Consider the following 24,423-nt stretch of genomic DNA (forward strand, 5'->3'; position numbering starts at 1 on the left):
CCCCTTGCGTGGGCCGAACGATCCGGGTAGAATCCAAAGCTGTGCAGACTTTGAATGCCGTCGTGGTGGATGCCAGTCCCCACGGCGGTTTTTCGTTTTTGACAGTTCGCCGATCTCGGGCCGCACTTCCAAACGGGTAGCTGTGATCGGTTGGACAGAATCGGCTTTTCTCGTTGAATATCAAAGGGACAGCCACTGCCTGTTGGACAGAGTAACCATCTGATTCCAAAGAATTGGCATCCCACCCTACGGGCTGCCACTTTTCTTCTGTTTTCCCTTACAACTGAACAGCTTATCCGTGCTTGGCGCATTCGTGCAGCAGACAGCTTGCGCCCGCACGCGGCTGCGGCCAGGTTGCGCTTGCAGAATAAGGAGCAGCCATGTCCCATGCGATGGATGTCGAGGCGTTGACCGCCTTTCTGGCCCGTGATTTCGGCCAGGTCGCCGAAGATTTCCGGGTCGAGGCCGTCACGGCCGAAGGGCTGCGGCTGCGGCTGAAGGTGCAGGAGCGCCATCTGCGCCCGGGCGGCACGGTCTCGGGCCCGGCGATGTTCGGGCTGGCGGATGTGGCGGTCTACCTCGCCATCCTCTCGCGCATCGGTCCGGTCGCCCTGGCGGTGACCACCGGCTGCGCGATGGATTTCATGCGCAAGCCCGCCGCCGGGCGCGACCTTTACGCCGAGGTGCGGCTGCTGAAACTGGGCCGGAGCCTCGCCGTGGCCGATGCGCTGATCTTCAGCGAGGGTGTCACCGAACCCGTCGCGCGGGCGAATATGACCTATTCGATTCCCCCCGCCCGCTGATCCCGCCGAATCACGAAAGACGCCCATGCGGGGCAGCTCGGCCCCGGCGCGGGGTTATCCCCAGAGCTGTGCACCGGCTTATCCCGCGGCGCACCGCCCCCCGCCCGGAACCCCGGGACACGGAATAAATTTCTTGCCCGCCGGATGTGGCCCGCGTCGCCCGCTCCGCCGCCCTGCCAGGCGGCAAAACCACCCGTTTCCACAGGTTTCGGACGCTTTACCACCCCTAGAGGTATTTTCCGGGGCAATCGAAAACTGACACAAGATATTGACAACCATCTTCGTCTGGCGCCAATATGCTGGTGTTCTGGTGCTCCGGTTTGCAGCCGGCGTGAAAAGGGAAGCCGGTGCAAGGCCGGCGCTGCCCCCGCAACTGTAAGCGGCAAGCGAAGCCGGCGGGCCATCGGATCGGGACAATCCGAAGGCCGGCCTTGCGGCGCTCCGCAAGTCAGGAGACCTGCCAGAACCGAAAAGGCAACGAAACCGTGCGGAGGGCGCGGAAGAGTGGATCCGGCGGATACGTCTCCGCGGGCCGGTCTTCTGTGAACCGCCGCCACCCGGGACAGAAGAAGGATCAGGCAATGACCATCACCGTTTACTCGAAACCCGCCTGCGTTCAGTGCACCGCGACCACCCGCGCGCTCGACGCCCGCGGCATCGCTTACAGCATCATCGACCTGACCGAGGATTCCGACGCGATGGAGCGGGTGATGGCCATGGGCTACCGCCAGGCCCCGGTCGTGGTGGCGGGCGATGCGCATTGGGCCGGATTCCGCCCGGACATGATCGGCCGCCTCTCCTGAGGCGGGGGTCGTGGAGCCTGCCGTTCCCGGTTTGATCTATTATTCGTCCGAATCGGGCAATACTGCGCGCTTCATGCACAAACTCGGGTTTGCGGCGCAGAGGATTCCGATCTCGCCGAAGGATGAGATGCCGGCAGTCGCGCAGGATTACGTGCTGATCCTGCCGACCTTCGCCGATGGCGAGGGCCGCGGGGCCGTCCCGAAACAGGTGATCCGCTTTCTGAACGATCCGGCGCGGCGCGCGCGGATCCGCGGCGTGATCGCTTCGGGAAACAGAAATTTCGGCGCGACTTTTGCCCTCGCGGGTAAGATCATCGCCGGGAAATGCAATGTCCCCGTGCTCTGGCGTTTCGAGCTGGCGGGACTTGAGACCGATATCGCCCGCGTCCGGCGCGGGCTTCAGCTTTTCCGGGGGATGGAATGCTCGACAATGGCGTGAAGCCTGCGCTGGATTACCATGCGCTGAACGCGATGCTTAACCTCTACGATTCAGAGGGGAAGATCCGTTTCGAAGCAGACCGTATGGCGGCACGGCAGTATTTCCTGCAACATGTGAATCAGAATACCGTCTTCTTTCACAATCTCGACGAGAAGCTGCGCTATCTGGTCGATGAAGGTTATTACGAAGCCGAAGTTCTGGACCAGTATTCGCGCAACTTCCAGCGCGCGATCTGGGATGCCGCCTATGCGCGGAAGTTCCGTTTTCCGACTTTCCTCGGCGCGTTCAAATATTATACCTCCTACACGCTGAAAACCCGTGACGGGCAGCGGTATCTGGAGCGTTACGAGGACCGCGTGGTCATGGTCGCGCTGGCGCTGGCGCGCGGCGACGAAGCGCTGGCGATGAGCTTCATGGAGGAAGTCCTTTCGGGCCGGTTCCAGCCGGCGACGCCGACCTTCCTGAATGCCGGAAAGAAATCCCGCGGCGAATTGATTTCCTGTTTCCTCCTGCGGATCGAGGATAATATGGAATCCATCGGCCGCAGCATCAATTCGGCGCTGCAATTGTCGAAACGCGGTGGCGGCGTGGCTTTGATGCTGACCAATCTGCGAGAATTGGGCGCGCCGATCAAGGGGATCGAGAACCAGTCCTCGGGCGTGATTCCGGTGATGAAACTTCTGGAAGACAGTTTCAGCTACGCCAATCAGCTTGGCGCGCGCCAGGGCGCGGGGGCGGTCTATCTGAATGCGCATCACCCCGATATTCTGCGCTTCCTCGATACCAAACGCGAGAATGCCGACGAAAAGATCCGCATCAAGACGCTGAGCCTTGGCGTGGTGATCCCGGATATCACTTTCGAGCTGGCTAAGAAAAATTCAGATATGTATCTTTTCTCGCCGCATGACGTCGAGAAGATCTATGGCGTGCCCTTCTCGGAGATTTCGGTTTCCGAGAAATATCATGAAATGGTGGACGACAAGCGGATCAAGAAAAAGAAGATCAACGCACGGGAATTTTTCCAGACCATCGCCGAGATCCAGTTCGAAAGCGGCTATCCCTATATCATGTTCGAGGACAGCGTGAACCGGGCCAATCCGGTTCATGGCCGCATCACCATGTCGAATCTCTGCTCGGAGATCCTTCAGGTGAATGAGGCGAGCACGTTCCACGAAGATCTGAATTACGATCACCTCGGCACCGATATTTCATGCAATCTCGGCTCGCTGAATATTGCGGCGACGATGGACGGGCCGGATTTCGGCGCGACCGTCGAAGCGGCAATCCGCGCGCTGACCGCGGTGTCGGAAATGTCGGCGATCGACGCGGTGCCCTCGATCCGGCGTGGCAATGACGAGGCCCATGCGGTGGGGCTTGGCCAGATGAACCTGCACGGCTATCTGGCGCGCGAACATGTCTATTACGGCTCCCCCGAGGGGGTGGAATTCACCAGCGTGTATTTCGCGGCTGTCGCCTATCACGCGATCCGTGCCTCCAATCTGCTGGCACAGGAAAAGGGTGAGAGCTTCCGCGATTTTGACAAGTCGAAATATGCCGATGGTTCGTTTTTCGACAAATACACCGGGCAGGACTGGCTTCCGACCTCGGAAAAAGTGGCGAGCCTGTTCGAAAAGGTCAAGCTGCCGACCCGCCAGGACTGGGCGGAACTGAAGGCGCTCGTGATGCAATACGGGCTTTACAACCGCAATCTCCAGGCGGTGCCTCCGACCGGCTCGATCAGCTATATCAACAATTCGACATCTTCGATCCATCCGATCGTGGCGAAAATCGAGATCCGCAAAGAGGGCAAGATCGGTCGCGTCTATTATCCGGCGGCTTTCATGTCGAACGAGAATCTCGAATATTATCAGGATGCCTATGAGATCGGTCCGGAAAAGATCATCGACACCTATGCGGCGGCAACCGAACATGTCGATCAGGGCCTGTCTCTGACCCTGTTCTTCCCGTCCGAGGCCACCACGCGCGATATCAACAAGGCCCAGATCTATGCCTGGAAGAAGGGCATCAAGACGATCTATTACATCCGCCTGCGCCAGACCGCGCTGGAAGGAACCGAAGTGCAGGGCTGCGTTTCCTGCACGTTGTGACGGATGGAAAGCGCCGGGGGCCCTGCCCCCGGACCCCCGGGATATTTAGAGACAGAAAATGAGGGGAGCCTTCGTGATGAAGGATCATGTGGCGAGCCGCACCGTGCTGAAGGCGATCAACTGGAACCGCCTCCAGGATGAAAAGGACCTGGAGGTCTGGAACCGGCTGACGGTGAATTTCTGGTTGCCCGAAAAGGTGCCGCTGTCGAACGATGTGCAATCCTGGTCCACTCTGCGGCCGGAAGAGCGCGAATTGACGATCCGGGTTTTCACCGGGCTGACGCTGCTGGATACGGTGCAATCTTCGGTCGGCGCTATTTCCATGATGCCTGATGTGGTCACGCAGCATGAAGAGGCATGCCTGACGAATATCGCCTTCATGGAATCCGTCCATGCGCGCAGCTATTCGTCGATCTTCTCGACGCTCTGCTCGACCAAGGAAATCGACGACGCTTTCCGCTGGTCGGAAGAGAATCCGCATTTGCAATCCAAGGCGCGGATCGTGCTGGAGAAATACAGGGCCGGCGAGGATCCGCTGAAACGCAAGATCGCCAGCGTGTTCCTGGAGAGCTTCCTGTTCTATTCCGGCTTCTATCTGCCGATGTACTGGTCGAGCCGCGCCAAACTGACCAATACCGCCGATCTGATCCGGCTGATCATCCGCGACGAGGCGGTGCACGGCTATTACATCGGCTACAAATATCAGCGCGGGCTGGAGAAACTGGATGCGGCCCGGCAGCAGGAATTGAAAGATTTCGCTTTCGCGCTGATGTTCGATCTTTACGATATCGAGCAGAAATACACCGAAGAGCTATACGACGGGATCGGACTGACCGAGGACGTGAAGGCCTTCCTGCATTACAACGCCAATAAAGCGTTGCAGAATCTTGGCTATGAGGCCCTGTTCCCGGCCTCTGTCTGCGAGGTCAATCCGGCGATCCTGGCGGCGCTGTCGCCCGACAGCGAGAACCACGACTTCTTTTCGGGATCGGGCTCGTCCTATGTCATCGGCAAGGCGGTGGCGACCGAGGACGACGACTGGGATTTCTGAAATCCGCGACAAAGCCCGGGCCTGCCGCCCGGGCTTTTCGTTTCAGAAGGCGCGGAAGGTCATCGTGGTCAGTGTGCGCTGAATCCCGGGAATGTCGAACAGCCGTGACGACAGGTAATGGCCGACTTCCTCGCCGTCGGGGATATAGACTTTGGCGATCAGATCGTAATCGCCGCTTGTCGAATAAAGCTCGCTGACGACCTCACGGTCCCAGATCGCATCGGCGACCTCATAGGTTCGGCCGGGCGCGCAGCGGAACTGAACGAAAACCAGCGACATGACGGGATCCTTTCCTTTGGTCCCAAGCCTAACGCCTGACGAGGGAAAGGAAAATCCCCCTCCCACGGTGAGGCGGTTTCTTCAAAGAAACCGCACCGGAGCCTTTGAAGGCTCCGGGCCGGAGTTTTTGAAAACTCCGGCGGCGGGTCAGCCGGGCTCGTCGCCCGAGGTGAGTTCCAGCTTAGGCGCCGCCCCTTTCAGATCGCTGATGCCGAGCGGCAGCTTTGGCCGCGCCAGCCGGTTGCGCACAACCCAGTGCAGCCGGGTCTCGGCCCGGGTGATCGCCACATAGGCGAGGCGCTTCCACAGAGGCACACCCGCTTCGGTGCGGTTCGCCCAGGCGGCGGCGGAAAGGTCGGGCGCGAAGACCTGGACCTCGGGCCATTGGCTCCCCTGGGCCTTGTGGATCGTCACCGCCGCGCCGTGCAGGAAGGTCGCGCCCATCGTGGCGGCATGGGGGATGAACGGCTCTTCCTCGTCGGGCTTTTCGATCTTGATGATCGAGGCGGCGGAAAGCTGCGGATCCTCGGCGCCGATCACATGCAGCTTGGCAAAGCCCGTGCGGTTGCCGGGGCCGAGATAGATCACCTGCGCGCCCTTGATCAGCCCGCGCGCCTCCAGATCCACCCGTTTCTTGCGGTGTTTCAGCGGCAGTTCGATCCCGTCGCAGATCAGCGGCTCGCCGGGGATCAGGTCGTGTTCCGGCGCGCCATGGGCGGTGCGGAAGGCGGTGATCAGCTTGACGCGGGTGATGTTGCGCCAGACCAGCACCGGGCTGCGCGCCATCAGATCGGCGTCCACCCGTTCCGACCAGACCACCCGGTCATCCTGCGCCGCCTTCTCGCGCACCAGCCGCTCGAAGGCCGGGAAATCCAGCGTGTCGTCTGCCAGCGCATGGGCGAGGTCGAGGATCGGATTGTCCTGGGTCTGGCGGTGGATGCGGTTCAGGATCAGCTGGCGCTCGGGGCCAAGCGTCTCGAACACCATCTTGCCCGACTGCCCCACCGGCGCCAGCTGCGCCGGATCGCCGAACAGCACCAGACACGGGAAGATCTCGCGCAAGTCGTCGAACTGGCGCTCGTCCAGCATCGAGGCCTCATCGACGAAGCCGATGTCCAGCGGATCCTCGCGCCGTTTCCAGCCCTTGATGAAATCGGATCCCTTCAGCCCCGCCGCCGCCAGCGCGCCGGGAATCGAGGCGACCTGGGCGTAGAACGCCTGCGCCCGGTCGAGCGCCTGCTCGGTCAGCCCCTCGACCCCCAGCCCCTCGATCGCGGGGCGTTCGGCCTGGCCCGCCAGCCATTCGGCGATGCGCTCGTATTGCGGATCATAGACCGGGGTATAGAGGATGCGGTGGATCGTGGTCGCGGGCACACCGCGCATCCGCAGAACCGAGGCCGCCTTGTTGGTGGGCGCAAGGATCGCCAGCGTCCGGCGCTCCTTGCGGCGCTTGCCCTCCCAGTCGCCCGAGACCACCTCGACCCCGGCGGCTTTCAGCGCCTTGTAAAGCTGGGCCAGCAGAAGCGTCTTGCCCGATCCGGCCTTGCCGATCACCGCCGCGACCGAACTGCTGCCCTCGGGGGGCGGAAGCAGCATTCCCTCGTCGAGATCCACGCCCTGGGATTTCAGCCCGAGCGCGATACGGTCCCAGGCCTCGGCCTGATCGTCGGAGAAAGTGGGGGCCGGTGCCTGCATGGGGCGAGAGTATCGCGCGCGCGGGCCAAGGGCCAGTGCGCCCGTGCAGGGTTCAGCGGTTCAGTGCGGCCGCCCCGAGGCCGCGCCGCCATTGCCATTGCCGCGCGAAAGTCCGGCGATCTCGGCCTCGGCGGTGCGCAAGGCCTCTTCGGCCTTGGCCGCCAGCGCGGGAAGGCCGTTCGCCAGAGCATAGGCTTTCAGATCCCGCAGAACCTCGAAGATCCATTCATGACTCATAACGGCACCCGGCACCGGCGGCAGACCGGATAAGGGTATCATTTACCATAAGGCAGAGAGTATCCGCAGTTATGTGCACAATGTGCCAGTGCTGTCGCGCAAAGAGAAACGCCGCACCCGGAAGGATGCGACGTTCCCGCGGTTTCCCACCCGGGGTCAGCGGTTGCGGCTGACCTCCAGCGTATCCTCGAAGGTGCGCAATCCGGTGCGCGGCGCCTGGACCAGAACCGCCATATTGCCGGGCTTGTGCTGGTTCTTCCACATCAGCGTATGGGCGCGGGGGATTTCCTCCCAGTTGAACACCTCGGACATGCAGGGGTCGAGGCGGCGCTCGCACATCAGCTTGTTGGCCGAGGCCGCCTGTTTCAGATGGGCGAAATGGCTGCCTTGCAGGCGCTTCTGGTGCATCCACATGTAGCGCACGTCGAAGGTGCAGTTGAAGCCGCTGGTGCCGGCGCAGATCACCACCATGCCGCCCTTCTTCACCACCAGCGCCGAGACCGGGAAGGTCGCCTCGCCGGGATGCTCGAACACCATATCGACGTTCACGCCCTTGCCGGTGATGTCCCAGATCGCCTTGCCGAACTTGCGCGCCTCTTTCAGCCAGATGTTGTATTCCTCGGAATTCACCGTCGGAAGCTGGCCCCAGCATTTGAATTCGTTGCGGTTGATCACGCCCTTGGCGCCCAGACCCAGCACGAAATCGCGCTTCGATTCGTCCGAGATCACCCCGATCGCATTGGCGCCCGCCGTGTTGATCAGCTGGATCGCGTAGGAGCCGAGCCCTCCGCTCGCGCCCCAGACCAGCACGTTCTGGCCGGGTTTCAGGTCGTGCGGCTCGTGCCCGAACAGCATCCGGTAGGCGGTGGCCAGCGTCAGGGTGTAGCAGGCCGATTCCTCCCAGGTCAGGTGCCTGGGCCGCGGCATCAGCTGCTGCGCCTGCACCTTGGTGAACTGGGCGAAAGAGCCGTCATGCGTCTCATAGCCCCAGATCCGCTGGCTGGTCGAGAACATCGGATCGCCGCCGTTGCATTCCTCGTCGTCGCCGTCGTCCTGGTTGCAGTGGATCACCACCTCGTCGCCGACCTTCCAGCGCTTCACCTTGTCGCCCACCGCCCAGACGATGCCAGAGGCGTCGGAACCCGCGATGTGGTATTCCTGCTTGTGGCCGTCGAAGGGCGAGATCGGCACGCCGAGACCGGCCCAGACCCCGTTGTAGTTCACGCCCGCGGCCATCACCATGACCAGCACTTCGTGGCTGTCGAGCTTCCAGGTGTCGACCACCTCAAGCTGCATGGCCTTTTCCGGCTCGCCGTGACGCTCGCGCCGGATCGCCCAGGCATACATTTTCGCCGGCACATGGCCGAGGGGGGGCATCTCGCCGATCTCGTAGAGATCTTTCTTCGGGGCGTCGTAGGACATGATGGGTGCCTGTGTATCCAGTGCCATGGGCCAGCTCCAAAACTCGTGCGCCGCACCGCAGAATCGATGCGCTTGCAGCAGAGATAAAATCCGTCGCGAAATAATGCAATACACAAACATGAGTATCGGTAATTTTATGTCCGCCGCGTCGCAGAAATCCGCCGGGCTTTTCGCGCTGCGCGGGCAGGGTTGAAACGCCGCGGCGCCGGTGATCTACCGGGCGAAAATCGGGGGGAATGGCATGGATTATGATTTCGTGATCGTGGGCGGCGGCATCGCCGGGGTCTCGGCCGCGGCAAGGCTGGCGCCCCTGGGCCGGGTGCTGCTGCTGGAGGCCGAGGACGCGCTCGCGCATCACGCCTCGGGCCGCTCTGCCGCGCTTTACGAGCCGCGCTACGGCGCCGCGCCGGTGGTGGCGCTGTCGCTGGCCTCGGAGGCGGATTTCCGCGCCCTGCCGCAGGTGCTGTCGCCGCGCGGCCTGTTGCTGGTCGCGCGCGAGGATCAGCGCGCGGCCTTCGACGAAGATCTGGAGGCGATGGATTTCACCCGGATCAGCTTTGACGAGGCACGCGCCAGGGTGCCGGTCCTGAACCCCGATACGGTGGCGCTGGCGGGCTATGCCGCTCACGCCGAGGATATCGACACCGATCTGCTCTTGCAGAGTTACGCGCGCGCGGCCCGCGGCCATGGCGCCGAAGTCCGGCTGAAGGGGCGGGTAAGCGGGATCCGGCGGCTGGAGGGCGGCTGGCATGTCGCCTGGCCGGGCGGAGAGGCGACCGGGCGGATGCTGGTCAACGCCGCCGGGGCCTGGGTCGATCAGGTGGCCGTTCTGGCGGGGATCGCGCCTCTGGGCTTCACCCCGCTCCGCCGCTCGATGGCGCGGATCCCGGCGCCCGAGGGGATGGATGTCGCCTCCTGGCCGATGGTCTTCGGCCCGGGCGAGGACTGGTATATGAAGCCCGACGCCGGGGCGCTGATCGTCTCGCCCGCCGAGGAGGATCCGGTCGACGCGCCGCATGACGCCTGGGCCGACGACATGGTGCTGGCCGAGGGCCTGGCGCGTTACGAGGAAATGGTGACCGCGCCGGTGACGCGGGTGCTGGCCAACTGGGCCGGGTTGCGCACCTTCGCGCCCGACCGGGTGCCGGTGATCGGCCCCTCGCCCGCCGATCCCTCCTTCATCTGGTGCGCGGGCCAGGGCGGATACGGATTTCAGACCAGCCCGGCCGCAAGCCTGCTGCTGGCCGATCTGATCGCCGGTCGCCCGCCCGCGATCGGCGCGGCGGTGGCGGATGCGCTCTCACCCGCGCGGCTCCGATGAATATTCGCAGATACGAAATCATTTGATCCCGATCAAAGCCCTCCCCTTTGCGCCATGCCATCCCGTGGCGCGAAGGAGACCGGATATGAGCAGCAAAGAAAAGATCGCCGCCATGCGCGCCGAGCTTCGCGTGATGAACAAGGCGATACCCGAGACGATGGCGGGATTCGCCGCGCTGTCGAAGGCGGCAAAGGACGGACCGGCGGTGCCGGTGAAGGAAAAGGAGTTTGTCGCCCTCGGCATCGCGGTGTCGCAGCGCTGCGAGCCCTGCATCAATTTCCACGTCGAGGCGCTGATGAAGGCAGGTGCCAGCCGCGAGGAACTGGGCGAGGTGCTCTCGGTCGCGATCCAGATGGGCGGCGGCCCGGCGGTGATGTATGCCGCCCATGCGCTGGCGAGTTGGGACGAGCTGAGCGCCTGACGCGAAACTGTTCACAGACCGGAAACAACGGATGACACCGGCCGCGGGATCGGCGACGATCCCCGCCATGACTCGCATCCTTTTCTGTTTCCTCGCCGCGCTGTCGCTGGCCGCCTGCGGCGCCCCGACGCCCCGAACCAAACCCGAGGCCCGCCCGCCCCACAGCCTGGGCGCGAGCGAGGTCACCTCCGCCAGGTTCGGCGATGCGAAACCCGTGGACACCTGGGGCGGCAAGCCGCCGCAAAGCTATGCGGTGCACGGGGTAGACCTGTCACGCTGGCAAAGCGGGGTGGACTGGCCCACGGCGCGGGCGAACGGGGTGAATTTCGCCTTCATCAAGGCGACCGAGGGCGGCGACCGGGTGGATCCGATGTTCGAGGACCACTGGCGCGGCGCGGGCCGCGCCGGGGTGCGCCGCGGCGCCTATCACTTCTTCTATCATTGCCGCCCCGCCGAAGAGCAGGCGCGCTGGTTCATCCGCCATGTGCCAAGGGTGCCGGGCGCGCTGCCCCCGGTTCTGGACATGGAATGGACGCCGTTCTCGCCCACCTGCACCATCCGCCGCGACGGCGCCACCAACCGGCGCGAGGCGAAGATCTTCATCGACATCGTGGCGCGCCATTACGGGCAGCGGCCGATCCTCTACACCTCGATCGACTTCTTCGAGGACAATGAGATGTGGAAGCTGGAAGGCGCCGATTTCTGGCTGCGCGCGGTCGCGAAACATCCGCAGGATCTTTATAACGGCCATCACTGGCTGTTCTGGCAATATACCTCGACCGGGCTGGTGCCGGGGATTCCCGGGAAGGTCGACATCAACGTCTATGAGGGGTCGGCGGCGCAGTGGAACGCCTGGCTCGCCGCGCGGGCACCCTGAGCGCCGGGGCCACCAGCCGCCGCATTCTCCTCGCCGGACAATCCGACCCATCGGGCGCAGCGCAATCCCGCGCTGCCCCGGACCGCCAGCGCCACCCGGGCGGAATCGCCCTGGCCATCGCTGCAATGGCGCGGCCGGATGGCGGCGCTCAGTCCCCGGTGCCCTCCTCCTGCGCTTCCTCGCCCGGCGCCACGCCGCAGCTCTTGCCGCTGCCGGACTGCTGGCAATCGCCCGTGCCGATCCCCGCCTTGCCGCCGGTGGCGAAGGTGCTGCGGCCGGGGTCGTTCTTCTGAATGCCACGCCGGATGGTGACGCCGTTCTTCTCTTCGGTCTGCTCACCCGCCAGCCAGGCCTCGGCCTCGGCTTCGGCCTTAGCATCCCGTTCGGCGCGCATTGCCTCCCATTCGGCGGCGCGCTCCGCCTCAAGCAGGGCGCGCTCTTCGGCGCGGCGCGCGCGGATCCCCTCGTCGATCTCCGGGACCATCACCAGAACCGGCACCTCGCCCATCCCCCGGACCGGACGCACGAGCGAGGCATTCATCGCCGCCACGTCCAGCGTGGAAAGCAGCGCCCGCATCTCTTCGTCGCCGGTCGCCGCCGGCGCGGTGATGCGCAGATGGATCTGGGCCTGGAGATCGCCGAAGAACACCCGCGAGGGCGAATCCCCCGGCAGCCGCGCCTCGCGCAGGGGCATGCCGCGCACCGTCATATAATCGTCGCCCGGGATGTCCATGGCCGCCATTTCAAGCTGAAGGCGGATTTGGGTGGCGGCGAAACTCGTGAAGATGAAATCGGGAAAGCGCACCAGTTCCACCGCGACGAGGCCTTTCGGCGTCTCATAGATCTGGCGGGCCTGGGTCAGCTTCGCGCCGCCGTCCACGGTGAACGCATCGCGCGCCAGACGGGCCTCGTCGTCGCTGAAACCGACCCCGGCGGCGCCCGCCGCATCCCCCTCGGCCGGATCGCGCCGGGTCCAGCCATCGGGTGCGCGCGGCAGCATCGCGGCCAGATCGCCGCCGCCGCTGCCCCCGCCCGGCAGGCCCGCGATCTCGATCAGCCCGGCCCAGCCCGCGACGTAAGAGCCGAAACCGATCTTCTCGCCCGGGGGCGCCATGCGGTTGGCCATGGTGTAATCGAAGAACATGTAGAACAGGAAACCGCAGGCCGGAACGATCAGGCTGGCCAGGAAAAGGATGATACGCACGGAGAGACCCCACAGCCGTTTCGCGCGTGATAGCAGCGGAATCGGGCGGGCTTCGGGCAGAGCTGCGGCGGTTTTCGGCGCGGGGCGTCAGCCCCTGCGCCTGCCCGCGAGGCGCCCGGCGGGAAGCCGCGAGAGAGCCCCGGTCAGCGCGAAGATCGCCGCCGCCGCCACGATGATCGACGGGCCCGCGGGCGTGTCCTGCCAGAGCGAGAGCTGCAACCCCGCCACCACCGAAACCACCCCGATCGCCACCGCAAGGCCCGCCATGCTCTCAGGGCTTTTCGCCAGCCAGCGCGCGCTGGCGGCGGGGATGATCAGCATGGCGGCGATCAGCAGCGCGCCGACCACCTTCAGCGCCACCGCCACCACCACGGCCAGCGCGATCACCAGGACCAGCCGCTCGCGCGCGGGCGCATGGCCCGCGGCATGGGCCAGATCCTCGTTCAGCGTGGCGGTGAGCAGCGCCTGCCAGCGCCAGGCGATCAGCGCCGCGACCAGCGCGGCGCCGCCCCAGATCAGCGCCAGATCGGCGCGGCCGACCATCAGGATGTCGCCAAACAGCCAGGCCGACAGATCGGTGCGCACGGTCGGGAAATAGCTCACCGCCACCAGCCCGAAGGCCAGCGCCGAATGCGACAGCACGCCCAGAGTGGTGTCCATCGCCCAGCCCCGGCTTGCCAGCCCCGCCACCGTCAGCGCCATGGCGAGCGCCACGATCAGCGTGCCGACCGTCACCGGCAGGTCGGTCGCCAGCGCCAGCGCCACCCCGAGGATCGCGGCATGGGCGGTCGCGTCGCCGAAATAGGCCATCCGCCGCCAGACCACGAAACAGCCCAGAGGGCCGGTCGCCAGCGACAGCCCCGCCCCCGCCAGCGTCGCCCGCGTCACCAGATCGTCAACCATGGCTGCGCCCCTGTTCGTGGTCGTGGCCGCAATGATGGTCATGCGGCGCGTTGTGGTCGTGATCGTGCTCGTGACGGTAAAGCGCCAGCGCGCCGCGCGTGCCCAGCCCGAACAAAGCGCGGTATTCCGGCGCGTCCGAGACCACCCGGGGCGTGCCCTCGCAGCAGATATGGCCGTTCAGGCAGATCACCCGGTCGCTCGCCGCCATCACCACATGCAGGTCGTGGCTGATCATCAGCACCGCGCAGCCGGTCTCGGCCCGCACCTCCTCGATCAGCCGGTAGAAGGCCGCCTCGCCGGGCTGGTCGAGGCCCTGGGTCGGCTCGTCCAGCATCAGGATCTGCGGATCGGCCAGCAGCGCCCGCGCCAGCAACGCCCGTTGCATCTGCCCGCCCGACAGCGCGGCCATCTGCATGCCGCCCTTGCCCTCCAGCCCGACCCGCGCCAGCGCCGCCGCGGCGCGGGCATCCGTCACCCGCACAGGCAGCGACAGGAACCGGCGCAGGCTGATCGGCATCGACGCCCCGATCACCAGCTTTTGCGGCACATAACCCACCCGCAGCCCGGGCGCGCGTGCGACCGTTCCCGCCGCCAGCGGCACGATCCCCAGAAGCGCGCGCAGAAGCGTCGATTTCCCCGAGCCGTTCGGCCCGAGGATGGTCACGATCTCGCCCGGCACCACGCTCAGCGAGATGTCGTGCAGCACCTCGTCCTCGCCGTAGCGAACGCAGATATGCCTGGCCTCGATCAGCGTGGTCATGCGTCCGCCCTGCACGCGGGGCAAAGCCCGAGCGCCTCGACCGTCGAGCGTTCGATCAGAAAGCCCAGCTCCGCCGCCGCCGCATCCAGTGCCGCGCGCACCGGGGCGGCGGGGGCCTCGGCCACCGTGTTGCACAGCCGGCAGATCAGGAAGGCGGGCGCATGGGCCTCGCCGGGGTGCATGCAGGCGGCGAAGGCGTTCAGCCGGCGGATGCGATGCGCAAGCCCCTGTTCCACAAGGAATTCCAGCGCGCGATAGGCCACCGGCGGCTGGTTGCCGAACCCCTCTTCGGCCAGCCGTTTCAGCACGTCATAGGCCCCCATGGCGCGGTGTTCCTCCAGGAGGATCTCCAGCACCCGGCGCCGCACCGGCGTCAGCCGCGCGCCCGAGGCCGCCACCAGCGCATCGGCGCGCTCCAGCACGTCCCGCGCGCAATGGGCGTGATCGTGGCGCAGGAAGGCGGCACCCGGATCGGCGCAGCCCGGGCAGTCCGAAGGATGGTCATGTGCCATGATCGCCCCTTGACACGTTATGATATCACATACATAGATCTTGCGCCTTCCAAGCGAAAGACCCTGTGTGATGCGTTATATCATATCCCTCCCCCTGACCAGTCTCGGCCTTGCGCTCTGCACCGGCGCGGCCCTCGCCGATGTGCCGCAGGTGATGACCGACATCCCGCCCGTCCATTCGCTGGTGGCCCGCGTGATGGGCGATCTCGGCACGCCCGGACTGTTGCTGACGCCGGGCGCGTCCGAGCACCATTTCCAGCTTCGCCCCTCGCAGGCGCAGGGGATCGCCGCGGCGGATCTGGTGGTGATGGTGGGGCCCGGGCTGACGCCCTGGCTCGATCCGGCGCTGGCCCTGCGGCCCGACGGCGCCCCCCTTCTCGGCCTGCTCGCCGCCGAAGGGACGTTCCGGCGCGATTACGCGGCAGGGGGCGGGCATGACGATCACGATCATGCGCACGGGCACGACGAGGAGGATCACGACCACGCCGCCGCTGAGGACCACGGCCACGACGACCACGCAGAGGCGGGGCACGATCATGACCACGGTCATGCGGAGGCCCATGACCATGACGACCACGCGCATGACCACAGCCACGAGGGCGTCGATCCCCATGCCTGGCTCGACCCGGAGAACGGAAGGCTCTGGCTCGGCCTGATCGCGGCCGAACTTTCGCGGCTCGATCCCGTAAACGCCGCGACCTATGCCGCCAATGCCGCCCGGGGCGCCGAAGAAATCGCCGCGGCGGATGCGGCGGCGCGGGAGGCGCTTACCCCGGTGAAAGACCGCCCCTTCGGCACCTATCATGACGCTTTCGGCTATTACGCCGCGCATTACGGTCTGAACCTGCAAGACAGCATCGCCGCGGGCGACGCCAGCACACCGGGCGCGAAACATCTGAGCGAGCTGAGCGCCCGCGTGGCGGCGGGCGAGATCCTCTGCCTGTTCCCCGAGGCCGGCCACGACCTCGCCGCGGTTGAACGCATGGCCGAGGGCAGCGGCGCGCGGATCGGCGGCGCGCTCGATCCGGTGGGCACTGCGATGGAGCCCGGCCCCGGCCTCTACCCGGCGCTGATCCGCACCAGCGCGGAAACCATCGCCGCCTGCCTGACGCCCTGACGCCGCCCCACCCCGGCCCGCGCGATACGGCAAAATCTGGCCGGCTCACTCACGGGGTGGCCTTTCGCGGTCACGGCAAGCCCGCAGGCGGAACACGCCGGGCACGCCGCCGGCCAGGGACGCGCGGCCCCGCAGGGCCGCGGCGGCGGGCGGGGCCTCGATGGCCGCGCCCGCCGCGTCTCTGCCGCCGGAACGGGTCAGATCAGCCCTTCGGCCCGGAACAAAGCCTTCACATCCGCCTCGGGCCGGGCGCCGTAATGGCCGATCACCTCGGCCGCCGCCACGCAGCCCATCCGCCCCGCCACTTCCAGCGAGGCGCCGGTCGCCAGCCCATACAGGAACCCGGCCGCGAACTGGTCGCCAGCCCCGGTCGCATCGACCGGCGTCACCCGCCGGACCGGCACCACCGCCTGTTCCTCGCCCCGGATCACGATCACGTCCGAACCCGAGCGGGTGCAGACCACCAGCCCGGCATCGCGCGCCGCCTGTTCCAGCGCCGCCGACAGATCGGTCTCGTAAAGCGAGGCCCATTCGTGCTCGTTGCCGATCACGAAATCCAGATCCTTCACCAGCCGGCGGAAATCGGCGCGGTGACGGTCCACGCAGAACGGATCGGACAAGGCGATCCCCGCCAGCCCGCCCGCGCCCCGCGTCAGCTGCGCCGCGCGCTCGAACGCCGCCTTGCCCTGGTCCTTGTCGTAGAGATAGCCCTCCAGGAACAGGATCCGCGCCGCCCCGGCGACCGAATCCGACACATCCTGCGGCCCCAGTTCGGACGAGATCCCGAGATAGGTGTTCATCGACCGCTCGCCATCGGGCGAGACGAAGATCATCGAGCGCGAGGTCGGCAGTTCCGCCCCCGGCACCGGCGGATTGACGAAATCGGTGCCCTCGTCCGCCATGCTCTGCGCATAGAACCGGCCCAGAGCGTCATCGGCCACCCGGCCGATGAACCCCGTCGTCAGCCCAAGGCTGCCCAGCCCCGCGATGGTGTTCGCGACCGAGCCGCCCGGCGCCTCGCGCCGCCCGCTCATCTGCGCGTAGAGGAACTCGCCGCGCTCGCGCCCGATCAGCTGCATGACGCCTTTTTCGATTCCCATCTGCGCGAGGAACAGGTCCTCCGCCGGGGAAAGCACATCGACGATGGCATTGCCGATGCCCACGACCTGGTAATTCTTCATCTCGTCTCCCGCTCCGGCAAATCGCCTTCGCAAAGGCTCATGGCATCATTCCCGCCCGGTGCCAAGCCGGAGGCTCAGCCGGTCTTGTCCTCGAACAGGCACCAGTCCCGGATCGGGCAGATGGCGCATTTCGGCTTTCGCGCCACGCAGATATAGCGCCCGTGCAGGATCAGCCAGTGATGCGCGTGGCTCTGGAATTCGGCGGGCACGTTGTCCTCGATGGCGCGCTCCACCGCCGCCTCGTCGCGCCCGGGGCAGATGCCCGAGCGGTTGCCGACCCGGAAGATATGGGTGTCCACCGCCTGGGCGGGCATGCGGAACCACATGTTCAGCACGACATTGGCGGTCTTGCGCCCGACCCCTGGCAGCGTCATCAGCGCCGCGCGCGAGGACGGCACCTCGCCGCCGTATTCGTCGATCAGCCGCTGGCTCAGCCGGATCACGTTCTTCGCCTTGTTGCGGTAAAGCCCGATGGTGCGGATATGCTCGGTCAGCCCCTCCTCGCCGAGCGCCAGCATCTTCTGCGGCGTATCGGCGATGGGAAACAGCTCGCGCGTGGCGCGGTTCACGCCCTTGTCGGTGGCCTGGGCCGACAGGGCCACCGCGACCAGCAACGTGAAGGCGTTGGTATGATCAAGCTCGCCCTTCGGCTCGGCCTCGGTCTCCCGAAAGCGCGTGAAGACGGCTTGCATCGCGTTGAAATCGAGCTGGCGCACCATGGCTCAGCATCTGCCAGCCTTGCGGGCCGGAAACAAGCCGGATCGGACGAAATCCCGGCCGCGGCGCGAAAGACCCCGGCAGTGCCGCCTTCATGCCGGGAACGGGCGCCGCCGGGCGGCAATCGTCAGCCCGCCGCCGTTCCCCCCTTGCGGTCCCCGCCCGCGATTCGTCGCGGCCATCGGCGCTGATCCGCGCATCGCTCACATCGGCGTCAGCCCACTGTCACGCGGACCGGCGGCCTGGTATAAGATCCGCCAGAGCCCGCTTGTGACGGGCCAGACCTGGAGCAACGAGCAGGACCATGACCAGAATTTCGCTTCTTCTCGCTTCCGCCGGTGCGATCGCGCTTTCCGGCTGCGTCGATCCCAATGCCTATCCCGACAATCCGAACGCCCGCCAGCAGCAGGGCGCAGTGCTCGGCGGCCTCGTCGGCGCGGCCGCGGGCGCAAGCTCGGGCGGCGACAACCGGCTGGCCAAAGCCGCGGTCGGCGGCGTGATCGGCGCCATCGCGGGCGGCGCGATCGGCGCCACGCTCGACCAGCAGGCGGCGGAGCTGCGCGCGCAGATGTCGCCCGGCGTCGGTGTGACCAATCACGGCGACTATCTCGTGGTGAACATGCCGCAGGATCTGCTGTTCGCCACCGACAGCGCCACGCTCTCGGGCTCGCTGACCCGCGATCTGAACGCGGTGGCGCAAAGCCTGCTGAAATATCCCAACAGCACGATCCAGGTGGTGGGCCATACCGATTCCACCGGCGACGCCGCCTACAACATGGACCTGTCGCAGCGCCGCGCCTCGGCGGTGGCCTCGGTCCTGCGCAACAATGGCGTGCCCTCTGGCCGCATCAGCGCCGTGGGCCGCGGCGAGGACCAGCCGGTCGCGACCAACCTCACCCCCGAGGGCCGCGCGAAGAACCGCCGGGTCGAGATCTTCATCCGCCCGAACGCCTGAGCGGACGGACAGAGACGCAGGAGGGGCCGGGGAATTTCCCCGGCCCTTTTTGGTTTTGGGGGATATGCCGGTGCAAGATTTCTACCGAACGCTGCCGTCGCGATAAGCAGTAAGCCCCGGGTCGTGTTTGACAAATGTCGACACCATCGCCTGATGCCGGCAACATCGACGAAGCCGAGGAAACTGCCTGCGGTGTTGTCGTAGCGCGTTATCCGCCACCACCAGATCGTAGCCGGTGCAGTCGGGATCCTGGTCCAGATCCCAGTTCGCGAACGGTCGGGAGCCTCTTGTCAGCAGCCCTCCTTTTTCGCCCGCCGCATGAGGACGGGCGCGGATCACCCTCGCCGGTTCGCCCGAACAGGTGGCACGTGACCTGCCCGATGTCGACCATCCGGAACCTGCCGGGGGCAATCCCGGCGAGGTTCTGGCCGCGTCCAGGATATCCTCTCACCGCCCCGACCCACGCCATCGGGCCTGAGCCGGTGGCGGCTTGCGCTCCACCAGAAAAGCCCATCCATAACAAGGTAATGACCCGAAGGCTGATGCCCGTTCGGATGCCGGCCTGCACGGATGAATCCCTCGAAGACTGCCCAAACGTCGGATATCACGTTGCGCGCAAAGCTCACCTCCCACCTTGAGATGAGCCTGAAGCGCAGATCACGGGCCAGGGGAAGCCCTTTTATCAACAGAAACTGGATCTCCGGAACACGTCTGCCTGCCCTCCGCTCACTCCCGCCCCAGGATATCCCCGAGCAGCCTTCCCGTCTCGGCCTCCAGCGCCTCGCGGGCGCGGCGGCGGGCGGCGTCTTCGACGCTCTCACCCTCGGTCGGGATCACGCCCAGTTCGTCGCGCAGCCGCGCTTCGAGTTCGGCTTTCGCCCGGGCCTCGGCCTCCTTCGCTTCCTGGCGCGCGCGTTCCCCGGCGGCTTTCGCCTCGGCCTCCATCTTCTCGCGGGCGATGCTTTCCAGATCCAGCCGGTAGGTCGGATCGGCCCAGCTTCCGGTGATCCGCAGGGGCACCATCACGCCCCCGGTGCTGCCCTCGCCCGGGAAGGCGGTCGGGCGGATGCGGTAATCCAGATCGCGCGCGCCCAGCCCGATCCGCCCCGCCCCCGTCGCGGTCAGATACGGCGCAACCAGTTTCAGATCGCTGTTGGCGAGATCGCCGTCCTTGATGGTGAAGCTGCCCGCCACGCCGTCGAAGATCGTCTTCTGCCCCTCGCCCACATATGAGGTGTCGAGCGTGCGCAACATCCCCGCGATGTCCAGCCCGCGGATCTCGCCCTTGCCCAAGGACAGGCTGCCCTCGCCGCTCAGCCCCTGCATGATCTCGTCCACCGAATTGCCGACGCCCAGGAATTTCAGGCTGAGGTTCGCCTTGGTGATCAGCCGGTCCCAGCCCGCCAGATCCAGAAGCAGCGGCTGCGCGTCGATCGCCGCGAGGGTCAGATTGCCGCCGACCGAAAGTCCGCCACGCCCGTTCACCACGAATTCGCCGGTGACGCTGCCGCCATAGGCCGCCATCTGGCGGATGTCGAACACCGCGCGGGCGCGCTCGATGGTCAGGATCAGCCGGGTCTCACCGAATTTCACCGCACCCAGATCGACCGAAGCCGCACCGATGCTGACCTCGGCATCCAGCGTGCCAAGCGCCGAGACGTCGATATGACCGCCCGGCCAGCCCTCGGCCTTCATGCCGCCGCCCTGGCCGCCGCCCTCGCCGCCCGAGACGCCTTTCAGGTCCAGCGCGCCACCGCGCAGATTGCCCGAGAGTTTCGGCCGCGGCCCGCCCTGCACCAGATCGAGATCGCCCGAAAACACATTGCCGTCGGCCTCGATCTTCGCCCCACGCAGGTAAAGCGCGCCCTTGTCGTCCAGCACCATCTGCGAGTTGAGCGCAAGTTTGCGCGCCCCGAACCCCTCGGGCGGGGCGGAAACCGCGGATCCGGTCAGCGCCGCCAGCGCCGCGAGGTCGGAAAGATCCGCCGTCAGCGCGCCCTCGGCCGCCATCGGCTGCCAGCCCGCGCGGCCCCGGAACTCCGCCGACGCCCCCCCGACAACGGCCTTCAGCGTGACCGGTACCACGCGCCCCTCGGTAAAGGCGGAGAACACCCCGCCCTCGCCGGTGACGGAAACCCGCTGGCCCGAGACGATGCCGCTGGCGGCAAAGCTGAAGGCTCCGGCGAAATCGGGGATCTTCAGCTCGGCATCCACCCCGTCGAAAGTGATGTCGCGCCCGGCGGCATGATCGATGAAACGCAGCGTCCCGCCCTCGATCAGCCCGCGCTCCAGCGTCCAGGACCGGCCCACGCCCGGAGTGCCGGCCCCGATCTCGCCCGCCTCGCCGCCGCCCCCGAACACCCAGTTCTCGCGGCCGTCCCTGGCCCGTTCCAGCAGCAGCCGCGGCCGGTCGGCGGAAACATCAAGGATCTTCACCTCGCCGCCCATAAGCGCCGCCGCATTGATCCCGATCGTCAGCCCGTCGGCGGCAAACATCGGTTCCTCCCCTTCGGACCAGGCGGCATTGGCGATGGTGACCGGCCCGGTCTTCACCCCCAGCACCGGCCAGAACCGGGGCGAGACATCGCCCTCGATCCTGAGCTCGCGCCCGGTCAGCCGCTGGAACTGATCGGCGGCCATCTGCGCCACCCGCTCGGTGGGAATCATCAGCACCACGCCGACCGCGATCACCACCAGCAGAAGAAGCGCACCGAGGATCCTGAACAGCCACCGCATCGAACGCCTCCGGTTATTCTTGTGATTTGGCAACGAATCTAGAATCGCCCCGGTTCCCCCGGCAAGCCACGAATGACGCCGCCAGCCTCCGCGGCATCAATTAGCCGAGAGCAGCCGCATAAACCCTCCCCGGCCCCTTCGCCCCGCAGCCCGGCGGATCGGCGGATCGGCGGATCGACCACGAAACGCCCCTGCGGATGGGCGCCACAACGGTAAACCCCCCGCCCTCTCCTCACCACCCACCTCATTTTCTGTCTCTAAATATCCTCTGGGGGTCCGGGGGGCGAAGCGCCCCCGGCGGGTGCCAGTGCGAAGCGCCCCCGGCGATCAGCCACAATCGCGCCCCCTACCCATACCGCCCCGAAATCGCTATATGCGCGCGCATGTCGCAAAACCCGCCGATCCTCCGCCCCGACCTCGCCCGCGCCACCGTGCCCGACAGCCCGCGGCGCGAAGGCCAGCCGACCATCGGCATGGTATCCCTCGGTTGCCCCAAGGCGCTGGTCGACAGCGAGCGGATCCTGACCCGCCTGCGCGCCGAGGGCTATGCGATCAGCCCCGATTACAAGGGCGCCGATGCGGTGATCGTGAACACCTGCGGTTTCCTCGACAGCGCCAAGGCCGAAAGCCTCGACGCCATCGGCGAGGCTCTGCGCGAGAACGGCCGCGTCATCGTCACCGGCTGCCTCGGCGCCGAGCCCGATTACATCACCGGCGCCCATCCCAAAGTGCTGGCCGTCACCGGGCCGCATCAATACGAATCCGTGCTTGACGCGGTGCATGGCGCAGTGCCGCCCGCGCCCGATCCTTTCATCGATCTGCTGCCCGCCAGCGGCATCCGCCTGACGCCCCGGCATTACAGCTATCTGAAGATCTCGGAAGGCTGCGATCACAAATGCAAATTCTGCATCATCCCCGACATGCGCGGGAAGCTGCAAAGCCGCCCCGCCCGCGCCGTGCTGCGCGAGGCCGAGAAACTGGTCGATGCCGGGGTGAAGGAGTTGCTGGTCATCAGCCAGGACACGTCCGCCTATGGCACCGACTGGAAGGGCCGCGACGAGAAATTTCCGATCCTGTCGCTCGCGCGCGATCTGGGCAGCCTCGGGGCCTGGATCAGGATGCATTATGTCTACCCCTATCCCCATGTGCGCGATCTGATCCCGGCGATGGCGGAAGGGCTGATCCTGCCCTATCTCGACATCCCGTTCCAGCACGCCCACCCGGACGTGCTCAGACGCATGGCCCGCCCGGCGGCGGCGGCGCGCACGCTTGATGAGATCGCCGCCTGGCGGCGCGACTGCCCCGGGATCGTGCTGCGCTCGACCTTCATCGTCGGCTATCCGGGCGAGACCGAGGCCGAGTTCCAGACCCTCCTCGACTGGCTCGACGAGGCGCAACTCGACCGCGTGGGCGCGTTCAAATACGAAAACGTCAAGGGCGCGCGCTCGAACGCTTTGCCCGACCATGTGCCGGAAGAGGTGAAGCAGGAGCGCTACGAGCGCTTCATGGAAAAGGCCCAGGCGATTTCCGAGGCGAAGCTCGCGGCGAAGATCGGCCAGCGCATCGAGGTGATCGTGGACGAGGTGGACGAGGACGGCGCCACCTGCCGCACCAAAGCCGACGCGCCCGAGATCGACGGCAATCTCTTCATCGACGAGGGTTTCGAGGGCCTCGCGCCCGGCGATATCGTCAGTGTCGAGGTGGACGAGGCCGGGGAATACGATCTTTGGGGCAGGCTGGTGTGACATGGCCGATCTGAAGCTTCTCCGCTTCTCGGGCCTGCTGCCGGGCCGGGCCATGGCGCTGGAACGCGCGTTGCAGAGCCTGTCAAAGCGCAACCCGGACCGCCCCGGCTTTGCCGGAGGCCTGGTTTCGTCAGGGGCGGGACTCGCTCTCGTTTCATAGCCGGAACAAGGCTGTTGCCGCGCGGGCTCTGGCTGAGAGGAATACTTTCGGACATCTGTCGCAGCGGGTTGCCAGTCCTTCAGCCGCCCGCACAGGATTCCGATCCGGTTTCGGCGTTTGTCGCGGTGCCTGTCGTCTTTGACGGGCCTGCGGCGGGACTTCCGGCCCGGGATGCACGGTCTTATCCCCTCAGCATCTCTGAACCAGCCGGCATCATGGCCCCTGTCTGCATGCAGCCAGGTGTCCATGCCGCCTTTGGTTCGGCCCATCAGGCGCCCCTTTGATCGTCTGCCCCTTTTGACCGCAAGCCCGATGCCGTGCGCCGCGCCTTCAGACAGGTCGCGCCGATCACGACCGTCTTTGGATCCGCCGCATCCGACCCCGGACCGTGCCTCATCCGCGCGAAGACGCCCCTGTCGCTCCACCGCGTCCAACCATGGCAGAGCGCCTTCGGCGGGCCATGTTCCCTCGGGGCATCGCACCACCGCAACCCGTTGCGACTGAAGAAGATCATACGCCTCAGCACGCCCCGGCCATCCGCGCGCGGCTTACCCATCCTTCAGGAACGCAGCCCCCCGGACTGTCTTCGTGATCTTCGGATACTCATCGGAAAGAAGGGTGCGCCCCGCCGCGACCGCGCTGACGAGGGATAACGGCAAGGAATATCTGTATGCCGCATTTGCTTTTTGTCGCGGCGGGGCGCGATGGGTTATGGTCGGGGATCAGCGGCGGTTCTGCGAACCAAAGCCCGACCCAGGCGCAACCCGAGGGAGGAACATGGTCAGCTTGTCCGGCATGATCCGCTGCCCGAAACGCCGCCCTGGCGCGCCGCTTCCCTCCGCGCGTTACGCGGGCCGTGGCGGGGTGTTCTCGCTCGGGAAGGATCGCAACCCCATCCTCTTTCTGACGCGCTGCCCCGCCGACGATCCGGCGGCCGATATCCGCGTCGGCTGACGCAGACCGGCGATCCCTCTCGG

24 protein-coding genes, 2 pseudogenes and 1 riboswitch are annotated in these 24,423 nt (G+C 66.2%); of the genes and pseudogenes, 13 read left to right on the forward strand and 13 right to left on the reverse strand.

Going from position 1 to position 24,423, the window contains the following annotated elements; all coding sequences use genetic code 11:
- Positions 1-380 precede the first annotated feature (380 nt).
- From XINFAN_RS11200 to nrdF, 5 genes are all read left to right on the forward strand, one after another.
- Positions 381-803 (forward strand): PaaI family thioesterase, encoded by a 423-nt coding sequence (locus XINFAN_RS11200; RefSeq protein WP_124086950.1) that lies wholly within the window; start codon positions 381-383, stop codon positions 801-803.
- Between the two features lie 291 nt (positions 804-1,094).
- Positions 1,095-1,282, forward strand: a riboswitch (cobalamin riboswitch).
- Between the two features lie 102 nt (positions 1,283-1,384).
- The gene (gene nrdH, locus XINFAN_RS11205; protein ID WP_124086951.1) at positions 1,385-1,606 is read left to right on the forward strand and encodes a glutaredoxin-like protein NrdH; all 222 of its coding nucleotides are present in this window, start codon (positions 1,385-1,387) and stop codon (positions 1,604-1,606) included.
- Between the two features lie 10 nt (positions 1,607-1,616).
- Positions 1,617-2,045 (forward strand): class Ib ribonucleoside-diphosphate reductase assembly flavoprotein NrdI, encoded by a 429-nt coding sequence (gene nrdI, locus XINFAN_RS11210; RefSeq protein ID WP_267898353.1) that lies wholly within the window; start codon positions 1,617-1,619, stop codon positions 2,043-2,045.
- Entirely contained in the window at positions 2,027-4,153 is a 2,127-nt protein-coding gene (nrdE, locus tag XINFAN_RS11215) for a class 1b ribonucleoside-diphosphate reductase subunit alpha (RefSeq protein WP_124086953.1), read from the forward strand. Before nrdI ends, nrdE begins: the two co-directional genes overlap by 19 nt.
- Positions 4,154-4,211: 58 nt before the next feature.
- Entirely contained in the window at positions 4,212-5,204 is a 993-nt protein-coding gene (gene nrdF / locus XINFAN_RS11220) for a class 1b ribonucleoside-diphosphate reductase subunit beta (protein ID WP_435530864.1), read from the forward strand.
- 42 nt (positions 5,205-5,246) lie between these two features.
- Here the strand turns inward: nrdF and XINFAN_RS11225 are convergent, their stop codons facing one another.
- The 4 genes from XINFAN_RS11225 to ccrA all read right to left on the reverse strand — a co-directional run bounded on the left by XINFAN_RS11225 (position 5,247) and on the right by ccrA (position 8,864).
- Positions 5,247-5,483, reverse strand: a complete 237-nt coding sequence (locus XINFAN_RS11225; protein WP_124086954.1) for an Lrp/AsnC ligand binding domain-containing protein — start codon at positions 5,481-5,483, stop codon at positions 5,247-5,249.
- A gap of 147 nt (positions 5,484-5,630) precedes the next feature.
- The gene (locus tag XINFAN_RS11230) at positions 5,631-7,178 is read right to left on the reverse strand and encodes an ATP-dependent DNA helicase (RefSeq protein WP_124086955.1); all 1,548 of its coding nucleotides are present in this window, start codon (positions 7,176-7,178) and stop codon (positions 5,631-5,633) included.
- Positions 7,179-7,238: 60 nt separating this feature from the next.
- A complete protein-coding gene (locus tag XINFAN_RS21960; RefSeq protein WP_199286407.1) occupies positions 7,239-7,415 on the reverse strand; it encodes a hypothetical protein in 177 nt (58 codons plus the stop codon).
- A 156-nt stretch (positions 7,416-7,571) separates the two neighbouring features.
- Positions 7,572-8,864 carry a crotonyl-CoA carboxylase/reductase gene (gene ccrA, locus XINFAN_RS11235; protein ID WP_124086956.1) on the reverse strand — a complete coding sequence of 431 codons (1,293 nt, stop codon included), beginning with the start codon at positions 8,862-8,864 and terminating at the stop codon, positions 7,572-7,574.
- Between the two features lie 214 nt (positions 8,865-9,078).
- Between ccrA and XINFAN_RS11240 the strand changes: the two genes are divergently transcribed.
- The 3 genes from XINFAN_RS11240 to XINFAN_RS11250 all read left to right on the forward strand — a co-directional run bounded on the left by XINFAN_RS11240 (position 9,079) and on the right by XINFAN_RS11250 (position 11,456).
- Positions 9,079-10,158 carry an NAD(P)/FAD-dependent oxidoreductase gene (locus tag XINFAN_RS11240; RefSeq protein WP_124086957.1) on the forward strand — a complete coding sequence of 360 codons (1,080 nt, stop codon included), beginning with the start codon at positions 9,079-9,081 and terminating at the stop codon, positions 10,156-10,158.
- Positions 10,159-10,243: 85 nt separating this feature from the next.
- Positions 10,244-10,579 (forward strand): carboxymuconolactone decarboxylase family protein, encoded by a 336-nt coding sequence (locus tag XINFAN_RS11245; protein WP_124086958.1) that lies wholly within the window; start codon positions 10,244-10,246, stop codon positions 10,577-10,579.
- A gap of 67 nt (positions 10,580-10,646) precedes the next feature.
- Positions 10,647-11,456, forward strand: a complete 810-nt coding sequence (locus XINFAN_RS11250) for a glycoside hydrolase family 25 protein (RefSeq protein ID WP_124086959.1) — start codon at positions 10,647-10,649, stop codon at positions 11,454-11,456.
- 148 nt (positions 11,457-11,604) lie between these two features.
- On the opposite strand, the gene XINFAN_RS11255 is transcribed toward XINFAN_RS11250, so the two are convergent.
- From XINFAN_RS11255 to XINFAN_RS11270, 4 genes are all read right to left on the reverse strand, one after another.
- Positions 11,605-12,660: a hypothetical protein gene (locus XINFAN_RS11255; protein WP_124086960.1), complete on the reverse strand. Its 1,056-nt coding sequence runs from the start codon at positions 12,658-12,660 to the stop codon at positions 11,605-11,607.
- Positions 12,661-12,747: 87 nt separating this feature from the next.
- Positions 12,748-13,563, reverse strand: coding sequence for a metal ABC transporter permease (locus tag XINFAN_RS11260; protein ID WP_124086961.1), 816 nt, complete (start codon positions 13,561-13,563; stop codon positions 12,748-12,750).
- Positions 13,556-14,323, reverse strand: a complete 768-nt coding sequence (locus tag XINFAN_RS11265; protein WP_124086962.1) for an ATP-binding cassette domain-containing protein — start codon at positions 14,321-14,323, stop codon at positions 13,556-13,558. The genes XINFAN_RS11260 and XINFAN_RS11265 overlap by 8 nt, the downstream gene beginning before the upstream one ends.
- Positions 14,320-14,835, reverse strand: coding sequence for a Fur family transcriptional regulator (locus XINFAN_RS11270; protein ID WP_124086963.1), 516 nt, complete (start codon positions 14,833-14,835; stop codon positions 14,320-14,322). The genes XINFAN_RS11265 and XINFAN_RS11270 overlap by 4 nt, the downstream gene beginning before the upstream one ends.
- A 70-nt stretch (positions 14,836-14,905) precedes the next feature.
- On the opposite strand from XINFAN_RS11270, the gene XINFAN_RS11275 reads away from it, so the two are divergent.
- Positions 14,906-15,952 carry a zinc ABC transporter substrate-binding protein gene (locus tag XINFAN_RS11275; protein WP_124086964.1) on the forward strand — a complete coding sequence of 349 codons (1,047 nt, stop codon included), beginning with the start codon at positions 14,906-14,908 and terminating at the stop codon, positions 15,950-15,952.
- Positions 15,953-16,149: 197 nt separating this feature from the next.
- On the opposite strand, the gene XINFAN_RS11280 is transcribed toward XINFAN_RS11275, so the two are convergent.
- Positions 16,150-17,133, reverse strand: a complete 984-nt coding sequence (locus tag XINFAN_RS11280) for an adenosine kinase (RefSeq protein ID WP_124086965.1) — start codon at positions 17,131-17,133, stop codon at positions 16,150-16,152.
- A gap of 74 nt (positions 17,134-17,207) precedes the next feature.
- Positions 17,208-17,852, reverse strand: a complete 645-nt coding sequence (gene nth, locus XINFAN_RS11285; RefSeq protein WP_124086966.1) for an endonuclease III — start codon at positions 17,850-17,852, stop codon at positions 17,208-17,210.
- 302 nt (positions 17,853-18,154) lie between these two features.
- On the opposite strand from nth, the gene XINFAN_RS11290 reads away from it, so the two are divergent.
- Positions 18,155-18,805, forward strand: a complete 651-nt coding sequence (locus XINFAN_RS11290; RefSeq protein ID WP_124086967.1) for a YiaD family glycine zipper/OmpA-like lipoprotein — start codon at positions 18,155-18,157, stop codon at positions 18,803-18,805.
- Between the two features lie 128 nt (positions 18,806-18,933).
- Here XINFAN_RS11290 and XINFAN_RS11295 read toward each other — a convergent pair.
- Both XINFAN_RS11295 and XINFAN_RS11300 read right to left on the reverse strand, forming a co-directional pair.
- Positions 18,934-19,014: pseudogene (locus XINFAN_RS11295) on the reverse strand (IS5/IS1182 family transposase); the annotation flags it as partial.
- Positions 19,015-19,531: 517 nt separating this feature from the next.
- On the reverse strand, positions 19,532-21,541 hold the full coding sequence (locus tag XINFAN_RS11300; protein ID WP_124086968.1) for an AsmA family protein: 2,010 nt from the start codon (positions 21,539-21,541) through the stop codon (positions 19,532-19,534).
- Positions 21,542-21,924: 383 nt separating this feature from the next.
- Between XINFAN_RS11300 and rimO the strand changes: the two genes are divergently transcribed.
- On the forward strand, positions 21,925-23,286 hold the full coding sequence (gene rimO / locus XINFAN_RS11305) for a 30S ribosomal protein S12 methylthiotransferase RimO (RefSeq protein WP_124086969.1): 1,362 nt from the start codon (positions 21,925-21,927) through the stop codon (positions 23,284-23,286).
- A gap of 1 nt (position 23,287) precedes the next feature.
- Positions 23,288-23,446 (forward strand): hypothetical protein, encoded by a 159-nt coding sequence (locus tag XINFAN_RS21725; protein ID WP_160144599.1) that lies wholly within the window; start codon positions 23,288-23,290, stop codon positions 23,444-23,446.
- Here the strand turns inward: XINFAN_RS21725 and XINFAN_RS11310 are convergent.
- Positions 23,441-23,999: pseudogene (locus tag XINFAN_RS11310) on the reverse strand (transposase family protein); the annotation flags it as partial. The gene XINFAN_RS21725 and the pseudogene XINFAN_RS11310 sit on opposite strands and share 6 nt — an antisense overlap.
- 35 nt (positions 24,000-24,034) lie before the next feature.
- Here XINFAN_RS11310 and XINFAN_RS21965 point away from each other — a divergent pair.
- The gene (locus XINFAN_RS21965) at positions 24,035-24,400 is read left to right on the forward strand and encodes a hypothetical protein (protein ID WP_199286408.1); all 366 of its coding nucleotides are present in this window, start codon (positions 24,035-24,037) and stop codon (positions 24,398-24,400) included.
- Positions 24,401-24,423: the final 23 nt, after the last annotated feature.

Source organism: Pseudogemmobacter humi (genome assembly GCF_900609055.1).
Classification (GTDB): Bacteria; Pseudomonadota; Alphaproteobacteria; order Rhodobacterales; family Rhodobacteraceae; genus Pseudogemmobacter; species Pseudogemmobacter humi.

Bases quoted from the DNA above. Each gene is read 5' to 3' on its own strand.
- XINFAN_RS11265 (WP_124086962.1), bottom strand. From the start codon at position 14,323: ATGACCACGCTGATCGAGGCCAGGCATATCTGCGTTCGCTACGGCGAG.
- nrdH (WP_124086951.1), top strand. From the start codon at position 1,385: ATGACCATCACCGTTTACTCGAAACCCGCCTGCGTTCAGTGCACCGCG.
- XINFAN_RS11300 (WP_124086968.1), bottom strand. From the start codon at position 21,541: ATGCGGTGGCTGTTCAGGATCCTCGGTGCGCTTCTTCTGCTGGTGGTG.
- XINFAN_RS11245 (WP_124086958.1), top strand. From the start codon at position 10,244: ATGAGCAGCAAAGAAAAGATCGCCGCCATGCGCGCCGAGCTTCGCGTG.
- ccrA (WP_124086956.1), bottom strand. From the start codon at position 8,864: ATGGCACTGGATACACAGGCACCCATCATGTCCTACGACGCCCCGAAG.
- XINFAN_RS11200 (WP_124086950.1), top strand. From the start codon at position 381: ATGTCCCATGCGATGGATGTCGAGGCGTTGACCGCCTTTCTGGCCCGT.
- XINFAN_RS11275 (WP_124086964.1), top strand. From the start codon at position 14,906: ATGCGTTATATCATATCCCTCCCCCTGACCAGTCTCGGCCTTGCGCTC.
- XINFAN_RS11225 (WP_124086954.1), bottom strand. From the start codon at position 5,483: ATGTCGCTGGTTTTCGTTCAGTTCCGCTGCGCGCCCGGCCGAACCTAT.
- XINFAN_RS21960 (WP_199286407.1), bottom strand. From the start codon at position 7,415: ATGAGTCATGAATGGATCTTCGAGGTTCTGCGGGATCTGAAAGCCTAT.
- XINFAN_RS11270 (WP_124086963.1), bottom strand. From the start codon at position 14,835: ATGGCACATGACCATCCTTCGGACTGCCCGGGCTGCGCCGATCCGGGT.
- nrdF (WP_435530864.1), top strand. From the start codon at position 4,212: ATGAGGGGAGCCTTCGTGATGAAGGATCATGTGGCGAGCCGCACCGTG.
- XINFAN_RS11230 (WP_124086955.1), bottom strand. From the start codon at position 7,178: ATGCAGGCACCGGCCCCCACTTTCTCCGACGATCAGGCCGAGGCCTGG.
- XINFAN_RS11240 (WP_124086957.1), top strand. From the start codon at position 9,079: ATGGATTATGATTTCGTGATCGTGGGCGGCGGCATCGCCGGGGTCTCG.
- XINFAN_RS11280 (WP_124086965.1), bottom strand. From the start codon at position 17,133: ATGAAGAATTACCAGGTCGTGGGCATCGGCAATGCCATCGTCGATGTG.
- XINFAN_RS11290 (WP_124086967.1), top strand. From the start codon at position 18,155: ATGACCAGAATTTCGCTTCTTCTCGCTTCCGCCGGTGCGATCGCGCTT.
- XINFAN_RS11250 (WP_124086959.1), top strand. From the start codon at position 10,647: ATGACTCGCATCCTTTTCTGTTTCCTCGCCGCGCTGTCGCTGGCCGCC.
- XINFAN_RS21725 (WP_160144599.1), top strand. From the start codon at position 23,288: ATGGCCGATCTGAAGCTTCTCCGCTTCTCGGGCCTGCTGCCGGGCCGG.
- XINFAN_RS11260 (WP_124086961.1), bottom strand. From the start codon at position 13,563: ATGGTTGACGATCTGGTGACGCGGGCGACGCTGGCGGGGGCGGGGCTG.
- rimO (WP_124086969.1), top strand. From the start codon at position 21,925: ATGTCGCAAAACCCGCCGATCCTCCGCCCCGACCTCGCCCGCGCCACC.
- nth (WP_124086966.1), bottom strand. From the start codon at position 17,852: ATGGTGCGCCAGCTCGATTTCAACGCGATGCAAGCCGTCTTCACGCGC.
- nrdE (WP_124086953.1), top strand. From the start codon at position 2,027: ATGCTCGACAATGGCGTGAAGCCTGCGCTGGATTACCATGCGCTGAAC.